At 72.6% G+C, this 14379-nt stretch carries 16 protein-coding genes; 11 read left to right on the top strand and 5 right to left on the bottom strand.

Translation table 11 applies throughout. The features are described from left to right. Positions 1-33: 33 nt before the first annotated feature. From CFT82_RS03060 to CFT82_RS03030, 7 genes are all read left to right on the top strand, one after another. Entirely contained in the window at positions 34-1461 is a 1428-nt protein-coding gene (locus tag CFT82_RS03060) for a flavin reductase (protein WP_088817595.1), read from the top strand. Next, on the top strand, positions 1458-3341 hold the full coding sequence (locus CFT82_RS03055; RefSeq protein WP_088817594.1) for a VanW family protein: 1884 nt from the start codon (positions 1458-1460) through the stop codon (positions 3339-3341). Before CFT82_RS03060 ends, CFT82_RS03055 begins: the two co-directional genes overlap by 4 nt. A gap of 90 nt (positions 3342-3431) precedes the next feature. After that, positions 3432-3758 (top strand): ferredoxin, encoded by a 327-nt coding sequence (fdxA, locus tag CFT82_RS03050; protein WP_088817593.1) that lies wholly within the window; start codon positions 3432-3434, stop codon positions 3756-3758. Positions 3759-3914: 156 nt separating this feature from the next. Then, entirely contained in the window at positions 3915-5201 is a 1287-nt protein-coding gene (locus tag CFT82_RS03045; RefSeq protein WP_088817592.1) for a citrate synthase, read from the top strand. A gap of 113 nt (positions 5202-5314) precedes the next feature. Continuing rightward, a complete protein-coding gene (locus CFT82_RS03040; protein WP_234994249.1) occupies positions 5315-6169 on the top strand; it encodes an LOG family protein in 855 nt (284 codons plus the stop codon). Positions 6170-6199: 30 nt separating this feature from the next. Next, positions 6200-6529 (top strand): DivIVA domain-containing protein, encoded by a 330-nt coding sequence (locus CFT82_RS03035; RefSeq protein WP_088817590.1) that lies wholly within the window; start codon positions 6200-6202, stop codon positions 6527-6529. Next, positions 6526-6960 carry an SRPBCC family protein gene (locus tag CFT82_RS03030; RefSeq protein WP_088817589.1) on the top strand — a complete coding sequence of 145 codons (435 nt, stop codon included), beginning with the start codon at positions 6526-6528 and terminating at the stop codon, positions 6958-6960. The genes CFT82_RS03035 and CFT82_RS03030 overlap by 4 nt, the downstream gene beginning before the upstream one ends. Positions 6961-7020: 60 nt before the next feature. On the opposite strand, the gene CFT82_RS03025 is transcribed toward CFT82_RS03030, so the two are convergent. Continuing rightward, positions 7021-7818: an enoyl-CoA hydratase/isomerase family protein gene (locus CFT82_RS03025; protein WP_088817588.1), complete on the bottom strand. Its 798-nt coding sequence runs from the start codon at positions 7816-7818 to the stop codon at positions 7021-7023. Between the two features lie 177 nt (positions 7819-7995). On the opposite strand from CFT82_RS03025, the gene CFT82_RS03020 reads away from it, so the two are divergent. The 3 genes from CFT82_RS03020 to CFT82_RS03010 all read left to right on the top strand — a co-directional run bounded on the left by CFT82_RS03020 (position 7996) and on the right by CFT82_RS03010 (position 9554). After that, the gene (locus tag CFT82_RS03020) at positions 7996-8163 is read left to right on the top strand and encodes a DUF3117 domain-containing protein (RefSeq protein ID WP_088817587.1); all 168 of its coding nucleotides are present in this window, start codon (positions 7996-7998) and stop codon (positions 8161-8163) included. A gap of 51 nt (positions 8164-8214) precedes the next feature. Then, entirely contained in the window at positions 8215-8844 is a 630-nt protein-coding gene (locus CFT82_RS03015; protein WP_088817586.1) for an O-methyltransferase, read from the top strand. Positions 8845-8996: 152 nt separating this feature from the next. Continuing rightward, on the top strand, positions 8997-9554 hold the full coding sequence (locus CFT82_RS03010; RefSeq protein WP_200815035.1) for a Sec-independent protein translocase family protein: 558 nt from the start codon (positions 8997-8999) through the stop codon (positions 9552-9554). Positions 9555-9774: 220 nt separating this feature from the next. On the opposite strand, the gene CFT82_RS03005 is transcribed toward CFT82_RS03010, so the two are convergent. The 3 genes from CFT82_RS03005 to CFT82_RS02995 are packed head-to-tail and all read right to left on the bottom strand — an operon-like array spanning position 9775 to position 12968. Then, the gene (locus tag CFT82_RS03005; protein WP_088818298.1) at positions 9775-10908 is read right to left on the bottom strand and encodes an Mrp/NBP35 family ATP-binding protein; all 1134 of its coding nucleotides are present in this window, start codon (positions 10906-10908) and stop codon (positions 9775-9777) included. Continuing rightward, positions 10895-11614: a DUF1003 domain-containing protein gene (locus tag CFT82_RS03000; RefSeq protein WP_088817585.1), complete on the bottom strand. Its 720-nt coding sequence runs from the start codon at positions 11612-11614 to the stop codon at positions 10895-10897. The genes CFT82_RS03005 and CFT82_RS03000 overlap by 14 nt, the downstream gene beginning before the upstream one ends. After that, positions 11604-12968 (bottom strand): magnesium transporter MgtE N-terminal domain-containing protein, encoded by a 1365-nt coding sequence (locus CFT82_RS02995; RefSeq protein WP_088817584.1) that lies wholly within the window; start codon positions 12966-12968, stop codon positions 11604-11606. Before CFT82_RS02995 ends, CFT82_RS03000 begins: the two co-directional genes overlap by 11 nt. An 89-nt stretch (positions 12969-13057) precedes the next feature. Here CFT82_RS02995 and CFT82_RS02990 point away from each other — a divergent pair, with 89 nt between their 5' ends. Then, positions 13058-13657, top strand: coding sequence for a general stress protein (locus tag CFT82_RS02990; RefSeq protein WP_200815033.1), 600 nt, complete (start codon positions 13058-13060; stop codon positions 13655-13657). Between the two features lie 5 nt (positions 13658-13662). On the opposite strand, the gene CFT82_RS02985 is transcribed toward CFT82_RS02990, so the two are convergent. Further along, entirely contained in the window at positions 13663-14208 is a 546-nt protein-coding gene (locus CFT82_RS02985) for a YceI family protein (RefSeq protein WP_088817583.1), read from the bottom strand. Positions 14209-14379: the final 171 nt, after the last annotated feature.

Below are 14379 nucleotides of genomic sequence, written 5' to 3'. Positions count from 1 at the left end.
GGCGCATGAACACCCGGCGCCTACGGTGGCCCCATGAGCTCCCCGGACCCCCGCGACCTGCCGGTGCTGGCGCTGCACGCCCACCCCGACGACGAGTCCCTGTGGACCGGTGTGGCACTGGCCACGCTCGCGGAGCGGGGGCACCCCGTGCACGTGCTGACCTTCACCCTGGGGGACCACGGGGAGGTCATCCCGGCGGGGCTCCAACACCTGGAGGGGGCCGAGGGCGGGGCCGCGCTCGCCGCGCACCGTCGGCACGAGCTCGCCGCCGCCTGCGCGGCCCTGGGGGTGCAGCACCGGGTCGTGGGCGAGGCCCCGGGGGTGCCGGACCCCGGGGCGGTGCGGTGGCTGGACTCCGGCATGGTCGGCAGCCCGCAGGCAGAACACCCACGGGCCCTGGCTGGGGCCCCGGTGGACGAGCTGGCCGCCGAGGTGGCCGCTGAGATCGAGCGGGTGGGGGCCGGCATCGTCCTGACCTACGACGAGCACGGCGGGTACGGGCACCCGGACCACGTGGCGGTCCACCGCGCCGCCACCACGGCCGTCCGCCGGCTGCCGCAGGACCGTCGGCCCGAGCTGTACGCCGCCGTCACGCCGCGCTCGTGGGCGGTCGCGGACCGCCGGTGGGTGCAGGAGCACGTGGAGCCGGTGGCCCCCTCGGGGGAGTTCCACGGGCGCCCCACCGCGGGTGTCCTGGTCCCGGACGTCGAGGGGGCGGGCGAGCCCTACCCGCCCTCGGTGCGGGATGACGAGGTGGTGACCCACGAGATCCACGCCACCGCGGGCTCGGCGGCGGCGGTCGACGCGGCGCGCTCGGCCCACGCCACCCAGGTGCTCGTGCACGACGGCTGGTGGCAGCTGTCGAATCTCGTGGCCCAGCGCACCAGCGGGCGGGAGGGGTACTCCCGCATCGACCCCGTCAGCGGTCGGGTGATCGCGGGGGACAGCGACCTGCGGGCCCCGCTGGCCGGGCCCATGGCCCCGGTCGACGACATGCGGGCCGCGATGGGGGAGCTGGCGGCCGGGGTGTGCGTCCTGAGCACCCGGGCCGGGGGGCAGGTCCAGGCGATGACGGCCAGTGCCGTGGTCTCCCTCTCCCTGTACCCGGTGCTGCTGGGGGTCGTGGTGGGCACGATGTCCCGCTGGGCGGAGGCCGTCGAGGAGTCGGGGGTGTTCGCGGTGTCGGTGCTGGCGGACTCCGCCCGGGGCGCGGGCGAGTGGCTGGCCACGCCGGGACGCCCGCTGGTGGGGCAGCTGACCCAGGTGCCCACCTATTCTGGATCGGTGACCGGTCTTCCCCTCCTGCAGGAATCCCTCGCGACCCTCGAGTGCCGCCTCGTGCGCTCGGTGCCCGTGGGGGACCACACGCTCTTCGTCGGACTGGTGGAGGAGGCGGCCACGGCGGGCGCCGCCGGTGGCCCGCTGCTCACCCACCGGGGGCGGATGCGGGGGATCGCGTGAGCGGAAGCTCGCCGTCCCGCGGGGGGCGGGGCTGGCTCGCGGGGCTGATCCTGCTGCTGGGTCTCCTCGCGCTGGCGTACCTGGCGCTGGTGCAGGTGGTGGCCGGCGAGACGCCGCGCCGCGCCACCGTCGGCGGGGTGGACGTGTCCGGCCTGTCTCGCGAGGCCGCGGTGGAGCGTTTGGAGAGGGCGGCCGAGGAGCAGCTCGCCGAGCCGGTCGAGCTGGTCGTCGACGGACGGGTGGAGCGGATCCCTGCCTCCGAGCTCGGTCTCGGGTTGGAGGCCGAGGAGAGCCTCGAGGGGCTCATCGGGCGCACCTGGGACCCCCGTGACCTCCAGCAGCGGACGACCCGCTCGGTGGAGCGTGGGTGGGTGCGCTCGGTGGACGACGAGCGCCTGCGCCGCGCCGTGGGCACCCTCGCGGAGGACACCGAGGTGGAGGCCGCCCCGGCGCGTGTCGGGCTGCAGGGCACGCAGGTCCGCGTCGAGGAGGGCACCTCCGGGCGGGAGTTCGACCGTGGGGCGACGGTCCGGGCGGTTCGCGAGGCCTGGCTGGACGGCGAGCCGCGCGTCCGGGCCGAGGTCAGGACGGTGGAGCCCCCGGTGCGGGCGCAGGAACTGCGGGACTTCGTGGAGGGGACGCTCGAGCCCGCCCTGGCCGAGCCGGTGACCCTCGTGGCCACCCCGAGGGCGGCCGACGGCCGGGAGGTGGACGGGCTGCCGCGGCCGCGCGAGGTGGAGCTCCCGCCCCGTGAGCTGGCCCGGATGCTGAGCGTGGACGGGGAGCCGGGGCGGCCGTCGCTGTCCGTCGACGCCGCTGCCTGGGTCGAGGACCTTCCCGGGAGCAGTCCGCTGGCCACTGCTCGGGCGCGGGACGCCTCGGTGGAGCTCACGGACACCGCCGCCCGGATCGTCCCCGCGCGCCCCGCTCGCTCGGTGGCGGTGGGCGACGTCGAGTCCGCGGTGGAACGCGCGCTGCGCGCCCCCGAGCGTCGGGCCGCGGTGCCGGTGCGCACGACCCCGGCCGAGGAGGAGGGGAAGGACTGGCGGATCGAGCGCATGGCCACCTTCAGCACCGTTCTCCCCGGCGGTGAGGAGAACGCCGGGCGCACCCACAACATCCGGACCCTCGCCAAGGCCCTCGACGGGTACGTCGTCGACCCCGGCGAGCAGTTCAGCCTGCTGGAGGTGATGGGCTCGCCGACGGAGGAGAACGGGTACGAGGAGGCCCACGTCATCAGCGGGGGACGGTTGAAGAACGCCGTCGGTGGGGGGCTCTCCCAGGTCTCGACGGCCGTCTACAACGTGGCCTTCCTGGCCGGGGTGCAGCTCGACGAGCACAAGGCCCACAGCTACTACATCGCCCGCTATCCGGAGGGCCGCGAGGCGACCCTGTGGCACCCGGTGATCGACAACACCTGGACCAACGACACCGAGGCGCCCGTGGTGCTCCGCAGCGAGGTGCGGGGGGACGAGCTCGTCCTCACCCTGTACGGGGAGAAGCGCTACGAGGTGGAGAGCCGGACCGGTGAGCGCCGGGAGGTGGTGGAGCCGCGCCAGTACTTCAGCCGGGCGGAGGACTGCATCAGCCAGCACGGCGTGGAGGGCTTCGACATCACCGTCTCTCGCCACCTGACCCCGGTCGGTGGCTCCGCGGGGGAGAAGCGGGTCGAGCGCACCGAGACGCACTACGACCCGAGTGACGAGGTGTACTGCACCCATCCCGAGGCCCCGGGCTACTCCGGCTCCCAGTGGGCCCCGAGCGACGACTACCGGCCGATCGAGCTGCGGGAGCAGGACCGCCGGGAGGACGAGCGCAGGCGCCGCGAGGCGGAGCTCGCCGAGGTGGAGGCGGACTCCCGTGGTGCCGAGCAGGGCTGAAGGTGGCGGGGCGACTCCCCGTCACCCTGTGCCCTGGTGCTCGGCGCGTAGAATCTTCCCCACCCACCACACCTGCTCAGGAGGACCGGCGTGACCTACGTCATCGCACTGCCCTGTGTCGATCTCAAGGACAAGGCCTGCATCGACGAGTGCCCTGTCGACTGCATCTACGAGGGCGAGCGCTCGCTGTACATCCACCCCGACGAGTGCGTCGACTGCGGTGCCTGCGAGCCGGTGTGCCCGGTGGAGGCCATCTACTACGAGGACGACCTCCCCGACGAGTGGTCCGAGTACTACAAGGCCAATGTCGACTTCTTCGACGACTTGGGCTCCCCGGGCGGCGCGGCCAAGCTGGGCGTGATCCCCAAGGACCACCCGGTCGTCGCGGCGCTGCCGCCGCAGGGTGAGAAGGCCTGAGGGCGCCCTGCGCCCCCGCCGGGCCGTTCTCGGTCCGGCACTCCCGCACGGGCCCGCTGGGGTACCGTGAGAACAGATCCTGACCTCCCGTCGGCCGTCTCCGAGGCCGCGGGAACTGCTGTGTGCCGGCTCGGCCGGCCCGTTGAGAGGACGTCTATGACCGCCGACCAGGCACCCGCCACCTTCACCCACGGTGAGCACACCGTGGAGTTCCCCTTCGTCCCCTCCGTCGAGGGCGACAACGGGTACGACATCTCGGCGCTCCGCAAGGAGACCGGCAACGTGACCCTGGACCCGGGCTTCGTCAACACGGCCTCCTGCTCCTCGGCCATCACCTTCATCAACGGCGACGAGGGGATCCTGCGCTACCGCGGGTACCCGATCGAGCAGCTGGCGGAGAAGTCGAACTTCATGGAGGTCGCCAAGCTCCTCATGGACGGTGAGCTGCCGTCCGCCGAGGAGCTCGAGACCTTCCGTCAGGACGTCCGCGCGCACGCCGAGATGCCCGAGGGCATGAAGGGCTTCTTCAAGTCCTTCCCGGCCGACGCCCACCCGATGCCGGTGCTCTCCTCGGCCATCTCCGCGCTGTGCACCTACGACACCGAGAATCTCGACCCCTTCGACGCCGAGCAGCTGGAGAACGCCTCCCGCCGGCTGATGGGGCAGGTGCCGGTGCTGGCGGCCAACGCCTACCGCAACCGCCAGGGGCTGGCCCCGATGCAGGCCGACACCTCGCTGACGGTGGTCGAGAACTTCCTGCGCATGACCTTCGCCGACGCGGACGGCAGCTACGAGCTCGACGAGCGCATGGCCCGCGCCCTGGACATGCTCTTCATCCTCCACGCGGACCACGAGCAGAACTGCTCCACCTCCACCGTGCGTCTCGTGGGCTCGGCGAACACCAACCTCTACGGCTCCGTCTCCGCCGGTGTGCAGGCCCTCTGGGGTCCGCTGCACGGTGGTGCCAACCAGGCCGTCCTGGAGATGCTGCAGGGCATCCAGGAGAACGGTGGCGACGTCGACGAGTTCGTCCGCAAGGTGAAGAACAAGGAGGACGGCGTCAAGCTGATGGGCTTCGGCCACCGGGTCTACAAGAACTACGACCCGCGCGCCGCCATCGTGAAGACGACCGCCGACGAGATCCTCGAGCACCTGGGCGCCGGCGACGAGCAGCTGGAGATCGCCAAGAAGCTCGAGCAGGTGGCGCTGACCGACGAGTACTTCGTCGAGCGCAAGCTGTACCCGAACGTGGACTTCTACACCGGCCTGATCTACCAGGCGATGGGCTTCCCGACCGACATGTTCACGGTGCTCTTCGCGATCGGCCGTCTCCCGGGCTGGATCGCCCAGTACCGCGAGATGATCAACGACTCCACCACGAAGATCGGCCGGCCGCGGCAGGTCTACACGGGTGCCGCCCAGCGCGACTACCCGACGGCCTGAGGCCGGCAGCGCCCCGCGGGGCGTGACAGGAAGGGGGCCCGACCGTGGCGGTCGGGCCCCCTCCTCGTGCCCGGCGGCGACCGGTCGGGGGCGGGCGTTACCGTGGGCCGGTGATGACGACGCAGCCGATGCCGGGGCCCGACGACCTCCCCGAGGGGGGTGGGGCCGCGACGGACCCGACCCGTGACCAGCCGCAGCCTGAGGGATGGCCCGCCAGATCGGGTCAGGACTACTACAAGGGCCCGGTGCGGCTGCGAGGTCGGCGGGTGCCGGAGGAGACGACCGACGAGCGTCTCCTGCGCAACGACGGGAAGTCGGAATTCGTGCACACCGATCCCTGGCGCGTGATGCGCATCCAGGCCGAGTTCGTCGAGGGCTTCGGTGCCCTGGCCGAGCTCGGGCCCGCCGTGAGCGTCTTCGGCTCCGCCCGGGTGCGGGAGGGCTCGCCGGCCTACACCTACGGCCTGGAGGTGGGCCGCCTCCTCGCCGCGGAGGGCTTCGCCGTGATCACCGGGGGCGGGCCGGGGACCATGGAGGCCGCCAACCGGGGGGCCCAGGAGGCGCGGGGGGACAGCGTCGGCCTCGGCATCGAGCTGCCCTTCGAGACGGGGCTCAACGACTACGTGGACCTGGGGGTGAACTTCCGGTACTTCTTCGTCCGCAAGACGATGTTCGTGAAGTACGCCCGGGGCTTCATCGTCCTGCCCGGCGGCTTCGGGACCCTGGACGAGCTCTTCGAGGCGCTCACCCTCGTGCAGACGGGCAAGGTCTCGCACTTCCCGGTCGTGCTCATGGGGGTGGACTTCTGGTCGCCGCTGCTCGAGTGGATCCGCGGGACCCTCGTCGAGGAGGGGATGATCGCGCCGGGTGATGTCGACCTCGTCCGCCTCACCGACGACCCGCGGGAGGCGGTCCGCCACATCGTCGAGAACCCGGCCCGGGGGGCCCGCGCCCGGCCCGTCGGGTGAACCGGCGGGAAACGTGGCAGGATGCGATGGATGGAGGTCGTTCTCGTCGGGGTCCTGGTCTGTGTCGTGGCGTGGGCCGCGGCCGCGGTGCTGGGGCGTCTGCCGCGGGAGGAGGGGGCGCTCCCACCGGATCCGGGGGCGTCGCCGGCCCTGCACCTGACCGACGAGCCGCTGCGTGGGGAGGACCTCCGGACGGTGGCGCTGCCGACGGCTGTGAGGGGATACCGGATGGCTGAGGTGGACGCGCTGCTGCGCCGCCTCGCCGCGGAGCTCGATGCCCGGCAGGCGGCGGATCCAGGAACGAGCGCACAGGACACAGTCGGTGGGCAGGAGAACCCGCTGCAGAGAGGAACACCGTGAAGTCATTCGAGGTCGAGCGTTTCGCCCAGGCCCCCGTCGAGGCGGTGTGGGCACTGGTGGCCGACTTCACCGGTTCCAGCCCCTACAACCCGTACTCCGTGAGGTCGGCGGACTCCGGGCCGGTCGGGCTGGGTTGGACCTTCGAGTGCAAGACCCCCACGGGTCTCGGCTCCGCCTCCGACCGGCTGAAGGTGACTCGCTGGACCCCGCCCTCCGGTGGTCTGGGGGCCTTCTCGCTGCGGCGGACGGGGGCGAAGGTGTCCGGGTGGTGCGATGTCACCTTCACGCCGCACCCGCGCGGGTGCCGGATCTCCTGGCGCGAGGAGGTCCGCCCGTCCGGTCTGGGGGGCGACGGGGCGCAGGAGCGGGCCGTCACCAAGGCCCTCAAGCGGGCGGTGGCCGAGGCCGAGGCCACGCACCGCGCGCGCTGAGGTCGAGCAGGTGTGAGGGGCACCCCGTCCGGGGTGCCCCTCACACCTGCTCGGGGCGGGTCAGCGGCCGGTGAAGCGGGGCTGCTCCTTGGCGAGGAAGGCGTCGACCGCGTTCCGGTGGTCCTCCGAGGAGCCGGTGCGCTTCATCAGCGTGGCCTCGTGGGCCAGGGCCCCCTGGAGATCGGTTCCCTGGGCGTGGTGGAGGGCGGACTTGATCGCGCCGAAGGCGAGCGTCGGGCCCATCGCGAAGCGGGCGGCCACCGCCTGGACCGCCTCGTCGAGCTCGGCGGCCGGGACGACCGAGCCCACCAGGCCCATGTCCAGGGCCTCCTGGGCGGAGAGACGACCGCCCAGGAGCAGCAGCTCCTTGGCGCGGGCCGTTCCCACGAGGCGGGGGAGGTGCCAGCTGGTGCCGGAGTCGCAGGAGAGGCCGATGCCGGAGAACGCGAAGGTGACCGTGGCCTCGGCGGCCATGATCCGCACGTCGCAGGCCATGGCGAAGGCCACCCCCGCCCCGGCGCAGGCGCCGTTGACGCGGGCGATGACCGGCTTGGGCATCTCCGCGAGCAGGGTGACGATCGGGTTGTAGTGCTCGGTGACGGTCTCCCACGGCGAGCTGTCCTCCAGGAGGGTGACGTGCTCCTTGAGGTCCTGCCCCACGCAGAAGGCGCGGTCCCCGGCGCCGGTCAGCACGACCACACGCACCGCGGGGTCCTCGGCCACGGAGCGCAGGGCCTCCAGCAGCCCCTCCTTGACGGTCCGGTCCAGGGCGTTCATCGCCTCCGGACGGTTGAGGGTGACGGTGGCGACTCCCTGCTCGACGTCCAGCAGGACGGCCTGGGGGGAAGCAGTGTTCACGGTGCGGCTCCTTCTGCGCGATGGGCCTCCAGCCTGCCACGAAAGGCGGCTGCGGAGGAGGGCCTGCACGGACCACCACGGAGGATGGGCGATAATAGGACATGCAGGTGTGCGCACGACCACCCGGCCGCCGATCGGTGCACACCCTGAGATCGGCGTCACGACGAAAGGTAGACCATGGCTGCGATGAAGCCCCGCACCGGTGACGGCCCCCTGGAGATGACCAAGGAGGGTCGTGGACTCGTGCTGCGCATGCCCCTTGAAGGCGGCGGTCGCCTCGTGGTCGAGATGAACGCCGACGAGGCGAAGGACCTGGCGAAGGTCATCACCGACGCCGTCGGTTGATCACATCGACCCCACTGAGCTCCTGATGCCTGTTGCCCGCACGTTCGCGCCGTGAGCACCGAGCAGCTGGCTCTCTCCGCGATGGCGGAGCACTGGCCGCGGCCCCCGCAGGGGGTCGCGGCCGCGGTGGATCGGGCCCGGGACCAGGGGGTCGTCCGCCCGATCGCGGCGGAGGGCTCGCTGCTGCGCCTCGTGGCGCGGGCCCGTGGCGCCCGCGCGGCAGTGACCACGGTGACCCACGGCGGGGTGCTGCCGCTCTGGATCCTGCAGGGCATGCCCACCGACGGGGCACTGACCTGCATCGACGCCGAACCCGCCGCAAGCATGACCCGGACGGCGGCGCTGGGGGCCGGAGTGCCGCAGCACCGGTGGCGGATCATCCCCGGGGAGCCGGCCTCGTCGGTCCTGGGGCGCCTGCGGGACCGGGCCTATGACCTGGTGGTGGTGGACGCCGCGGCCCCGGACCTCCCGGCACAGATCGAGCACGCCGAGCGCCTGACCCGCAGCGAGGGCCTGGTGGTCCTGTGGGGTGTGGGGCTGGACGGGGCGCTGACGGACCCGGTGGACCGCACCCCGGGGACCCAGCGGCTGCGGGACGTCCTGGCGGACTGGCAGGAGCGGGACATCAGCGCGACGATCGTGCCGGTCGGCGCCGGCCTCGCGCTGGCCACCAGTCCCTGAGGTACCGGCGGCCGGGACCGCGTCGGGTGACACGGTCGGGGCGGGTCCGGAGCAGTGCCCGCGGGCTGGCACACTGAGTGCGCGCCGTCATCGGACGGCGTCGTCCACCGGTTGCCCGGACGGGCGCGGTGAGCGAGGAGTGAGGGAGGACGATGGGACCCTTCGGTTACGGCGAGATCCTGCTCATCATCATCGCCCTGTTGGTCTTCATCGGCCCCAGCCGGCTGCCCGAGGCGCTGGAGAACGTGCGCCGCTGGATCCGGCAGGCCCGGGACATGGCGAACCAGGCCAAGGGCGAGCTGCGCGAGCAGGTGGGTGACGACATCGCCGACCTGGACTGGCGCAAGTGGGACCCCCGCCAGTACAACCCGCGCCGGATCGTGCGGGAGGCCCTGCTGGAGGACCTGGACCCCGTCACGGACCTCAAGGGCGATCTCGAGGGGCTGCGCGGGGACGCGCGGGCGGCTGTCGGGCTGGGGGAGTCCGGTCGGGGCGGAGCCACCGCGCTGGGGGCTGCCGGGGGAGGTGCTGCGGCCCTCGGTGCCGGCGCCGCAGCAGCGAGCTCGCGCCCGGAGCGGGCGGCGGTCCCCGCCGGAGCTCCCGCAGCCGCCGGAGGGGCGCTGGCGGGCACCGAGCCCGCCCGGGTCTGGGGCATGGCGCAGCGCTACGACCCGCTGGTGGCCACCCCGTACGACCCCGACGCCACCTGAGGCCGGACCCCCTCGCCACCTGAGCCGGGAAGCCTTCAGCCGAGCGCCCCTGCCCTCCCCGAGCCAGAAGCACTCCACCGCGCTGCAGCAGGGTGGAGTGCGTCTGGCGCGACAGACAAGCAGGGCGGGGAGGGGGTGCGGCAGCAGGGCACCACGAAGGGCCCCTCGTGGTGAGGGGCCCTTCGTGGCAGGTCGGCTCAGGCGGGTGGGGCAGGTCGGCTCAGACGGGGCTGATGCCGAGCTTGCGGCCGGAGAGCCCCCGGCTGCGCTGCGCCAGCCCGGTGGCGATCTCGCGCAGCGCCGCGCCGGCCGGGCTGTCCGGGGCGTCGAGGACCACCGGGCGTCCAGCGTCGGCCCCCTCGCGGAGACGGGTGTCCAGCGGCACCTGGCCGAGCAGCGGCACCTCACCGCCGACGGTGCGGCCCAGGGAGTCCGCGACCACCTGGCCGCCACCGGCGCCGAAGATCTCCTGCCGGGTGCCGTCCGGGAGCTCCAGCCAGGACATGTTCTCGATGACGCCGGCGACCCGCTGCTTGGTCTGCACCGCGATCGCGCCGGCCCGCTCGGCCACCTCGGCGGCGGCCTGCTGCGGGGTGGTGACGACGAGCAGCTCGGAGCCCGGCAGCATCTGCGCCACCGAGATAGCGATGTCACCGGTGCCCGGCGGCAGGTCCAGCAGGAGGATGTCCAGGTCGCCCCAGAACACGTCGGAGAGGAACTGCTGCAGGGCGCGGTGGAGCATCGGGCCGCGCCACACGACCGGCTGGTTGCCGGGCACGAACATGCCGATGGAGATGACCTTCACGTCGTGCGCGACCGGCGGCACGATCATCTCGTCGACCTGGGTCGGCTGGTGCTCGACGCCCAGCATGCGCGGCACGGAGAAGCCGTAGATGTCGGCGTCCACGACCCCGACCTTCAGCCCCTGATCGGCCAGCGCGGCCGCCAGGTTGACGGTGACGGACGACTTGCCGACGCCGCCCTTCCCGGAGGCCACCGCGTAGATGCGGGTCATGTTGTCGGGGCGCTGGAAGGGGATCTCCCGCTCGGCCTGGCCGCCGCGGAGGGTCTGCTTGAGCTGCGCGCGCTGGTCGTCGTCCATGACGCCTAGGTCGACGGTGACGCCGGAGACGCCCTCGACCCCCTGGACGGCGTTGGTCACGTCGCGCTCGATGGTGGACTTCAGCGGGCAGCCGGCGACGGTCAGCAGGACGCGGACGGTGACGTGGCCGGGGTCGGTCTCCGAGAGCTGCACCGTGTCGACCATGCCGAGCTCGGTGATCGGGCGGCGGATCTCAGGGTCCTGCACCGTGCCCAAGGCACGGTGGATGGCTTCGAGGTCAGGAAGGGACATGTCCTCCATCGTACGGGGGCTCCCACACGCTGGCTCCCGCCGACCGCTGCGCCGCGTCCTCCGGCGGCTCCTCCTCCTGGGTGCGGCGGTCACGCTCGTCGAGCTCCTCCAGAAGCTCCTCGAGGAGGTCGCGCAGCTCGGAGCGCACGAAGTCGCGGCTGGCCATCTCCCCGACGCTCAGCCGCAGCGAGGCGACCTCCCGGGTGATGAACTCGGTGTCGGCGAGGTTCCGCTCGTCCCGGGCGCGGTCCTGCTCGATGCTCACGCGGTCGCGGTCGTCCTGCCGATTCTGGGCCAGGAGGATGAGCGGGGCGGCGTAGGAGGCCTGCAGCGACAGGATGAGCGTCAGCAGGGTGTAGTTCAGCGCGCGCGGGTCGAACTGGGCCTCCTCGGGCATGAAGGTGTTCCAGGCCAGCCAGAGACCGCAGAAGAGGGTCATGTAGAGCAGGAACTGCGGCGTGCCCATGAAGCGTGCGAAGGCCTCGCTGGCGCGGCCGAAGGCCTCGGAGTCGATGTTCGGCCGGGGGATCAGCCGACGCCGGGCCGGCTGCGGCACGGAGAGCTCGCTGCGCTCGGGCGAGCGCTCCCGCTCCCGGGTGCTGCGGGAACGGGTGGACTCGCCGGCCGCCTCCAGCCGACGGGCGCGGCGCTCCCGCAGCTCCCGGAGGCGTGCGGCGCGGTCCTCGGGATCCTGGTCAACGGGCATCGCGCACCTCCTCGGAACCCGGGGGCAGCGGGGCGTCCCGCTGGACGGGCAGGGCATCGGTCAGGGCCTCGGGGGCCTCGCTGAGGTCGGGGGCCTCCTCGTCGCGCTCCTCGCGCCAGTCGTCGGGGAGGATGTGGTCGAGCACGTCGTCGACCGTCACCGCTCCCAGCAGACGCCGGTCCTCGTCGACGACCGGCAGCGAGATCATGTTGTAGTTCGCCATCGAGCGGGTCACCTCGCCGAGGGTGGAGTCGACGTCCAGCGGCTCGATGTCGCTGTCCACGATGGCGCCGATCGACTCGTGCGGGGGCTCGCGGAGCATCCGCTGCAGGTGGACCACGCCGAGGAGCTTGCCGGTGGGCACCTCCAGGGGCGGGCGGCAGACGAAGACCGTGGCGGCCAGGGCCGGGTGGAGCTCCGCCCGGCGGACCATGGCCAGGCCCTCGGCGATCGAGGTGTCGGCCCCGAGGATCACCGGCTCGGTGGTCATCATGCCTCCGGCGCTGTCCTCCCCGTAGGTGAGCAGGGTTCGCAGCGGCTCGGCCTCCTCCGGCTCCATCGCCCCCAGGAGGACCGCGGCGGTGGCGCCGTCGAGCTCGCCGAGCAGGTCGGCGGCGTCGTCGGGCTGCATGGCCTCCAGCACGTCGGCGGCACGGTCGGTGGCCAGGGCCTCGACGATCTCGACGCGCTCCTCCTCCGGCAGCTCCTCGAGGATGTCGGCGAGCTTCTCGTCCGGCAGGGCGTCGGCGACCTCGCGGCGCCGCTTGGCGGTGAGCTCCTGCAGGGCGTCGGCGACGTCGGCCGGCTTGAGCTCCTCGAAGCTCTCCAGCAGCTGCTCGGCCCCCTGGTCGCCCTGCGTCACGTGGAGACCCTGGACGTCGATCGCGTCGACCACGAGGGTCTCCCCGCGGCGCCGCAGGCCGAGCCGGCGCGGGCGCTCGCTGGTCTTGCGGACGAACACCTTGGTGACGTGCCAGTCGCGGTTGCGCTGCTGGTTGATGCCGATGTCCTCGACCGTGGCCTCGAAGGGCTCGTCACCGTCGGAGCGCACGGTGACGCGGCGGTCGAAGAGCTCGGAGTGGACCAGGGCCTCCCGCGGGCGGCGCTCGAAGCGGCGCATGTTGAGCAGGCCGGTGGTGATGACCTGACCGGCGTCGATGCTCGTGATGCGGGTCATGGGGACGAACACGCGGCGGCGTCCCGGCACCTCCAGGACCATGCCGATGACGCGGGTGAGATGGCGCTGGGTGGAGTGCTGGACCACCACGTCGCGCACCTGGCCGACCCGGTCGCCGAGGGGGTCGAAGACCCCGAGGCCGATCAGGTGGGAGACGAAGACGCGGGGAACACTCACACCGCCCAAGGGTAGGGGATGCATCCCGCCCTGCCGGGCCGGCGGACGCCCCGTCCGGGATGTGACCGGGCGGCAGGCAGACTGTCCCCATGAGCACCCCGACTGGCATGCAGAGCGGCACCGGTTTCACCGGGCAGGGAGCGGGCCTGGGCGCCGGTCGTTCCCTGCTGGAGCTGCGCAACCCGCGGCAGGTCGCCGCGTACGACGACTACGCGGACGCGCAGGCCGCGGTGGACCGGTTGAGCGACGAGGGATTCCCCGTGGCGAACCTCTCGATCGTGGGCAGCGAGCTCAAGCAGGTGGAGCGGGTCACCGGGCGTCTCACGTGGGGGCGGGTGCTGCTCGGCGGGCTGCTCAGCGGGCTGTGGCTGGGGCTCTTCGTCGGCCTGGTGATCTCGTTGTTCAGCGAGGACTCGCTGTGGCGGCTGCTGGGCACCACGCTCGTGCTGGGTGCGGGCTTCGGGATGATCTCGGCCGCCATGGGCTACGCCGTCTCGCGGGGGCAGCGCGACTTCACCTCGGTGACGGCCGTGGTGGCCACCAGCTACGAGGTGCTTGCGGAGCACGACCAGGTCGGCCGGGCCCGCGAGATCCTCGGCCTCGGCGCTCCCGCCCCGACCCACCGGGGGCCGCGCCGCACCTACGGGGAGGCGATCGACGCGATGGAGCGGGAGCAGCGCCGGGACTGACGGCCTCAGGCCTGCTTGATGGCCGAGACGTCCAGGTCGAGGGAGACCTTCTCGGAGACCAGGACGCCGCCGGTCTCGAGCGCGGCGTTGAAGGTGATGCCGTAGTCGGAGCGGTCGAGGCTGGTGGAGCCCTCGAAGCCGATGCGCTCGTTGCCGAACGGGTCGGTGGCCGCGCCGGTGTACTCGAAGTCGATGGTCACGGGCTTCGTGGTGCCCTTGAGGGTCAGCTCGCCCGTCACGCGCAGGGTCTCGGCGTCGACGGCGGTGACCTCGGTGGAGCGGAAGCTCAGGGTGGGGAACTGCTCGACCTCGAAGAAGTCGCCGTTGCGCAGGTGCGCGTCGCGGTCGGCGGACCCGGTGTCGATGCTGCTCACCTGGGCGGTGAACTCGATGGCGGCGTCCTGGAGCCCCGGCCCGGTGCTGGCCCGGCCCTCGAAGTCCGTGAAGGAGCCGCGCACCTTGGTCACCATCGCGTGGCGGGTGGTGAAGCCGATGCGGGTGTGGCTCGGGTCGAGGGTGTAGGTGCCGTCGAGCTCGTGAAGGGTGGTCATGCATCCTCCTTGGTTGGTGATACGTCAACTATAAAGAGTTGAAAGGTGACGTGTCAACAATGGGGGCGGGGTGCCGAACGACCATCACCTCCTGCGCAGGGGGCTCACCGGAACAGGTGATGCTCCTGGGCAGGAGGTGATGGTCGTGGGGGAGGGCCCGGGCGACCCCGG

The sequence above is a fragment of the Kytococcus aerolatus genome, assembly GCF_900187395.1.
Lineage (GTDB): Bacteria > Actinomycetota > Actinomycetes > Actinomycetales > Dermatophilaceae > Kytococcus > Kytococcus aerolatus.
This window is presented reverse-complemented; position numbering and strand designations above follow the sequence as displayed.

Coding starts and splice junctions, on each gene's coding strand:
- CFT82_RS03000 (WP_088817585.1), bottom strand. CDS start 11,614: ATGCCCGTTGACCAGGATCCCGAGGACCGCGCCGCACGCCTCCGGGAG.
- CFT82_RS03010 (WP_200815035.1), top strand. CDS start 8,997: ATGGGACCCTTCGGTTACGGCGAGATCCTGCTCATCATCATCGCCCTG.
- CFT82_RS03020 (WP_088817587.1), top strand. CDS start 7,996: ATGGCTGCGATGAAGCCCCGCACCGGTGACGGCCCCCTGGAGATGACC.
- CFT82_RS03060 (WP_088817595.1), top strand. CDS start 34: ATGAGCTCCCCGGACCCCCGCGACCTGCCGGTGCTGGCGCTGCACGCC.
- CFT82_RS03040 (WP_234994249.1), top strand. CDS start 5,315: ATGACGACGCAGCCGATGCCGGGGCCCGACGACCTCCCCGAGGGGGGT.
- CFT82_RS03035 (WP_088817590.1), top strand. CDS start 6,200: ATGGAGGTCGTTCTCGTCGGGGTCCTGGTCTGTGTCGTGGCGTGGGCC.
- CFT82_RS03005 (WP_088818298.1), bottom strand. CDS start 10,908: ATGTCCCTTCCTGACCTCGAAGCCATCCACCGTGCCTTGGGCACGGTG.
- CFT82_RS02990 (WP_200815033.1), top strand. CDS start 13,058: ATGAGCACCCCGACTGGCATGCAGAGCGGCACCGGTTTCACCGGGCAG.
- CFT82_RS02985 (WP_088817583.1), bottom strand. CDS start 14,208: ATGACCACCCTTCACGAGCTCGACGGCACCTACACCCTCGACCCGAGC.
- CFT82_RS03045 (WP_088817592.1), top strand. CDS start 3,915: ATGACCGCCGACCAGGCACCCGCCACCTTCACCCACGGTGAGCACACC.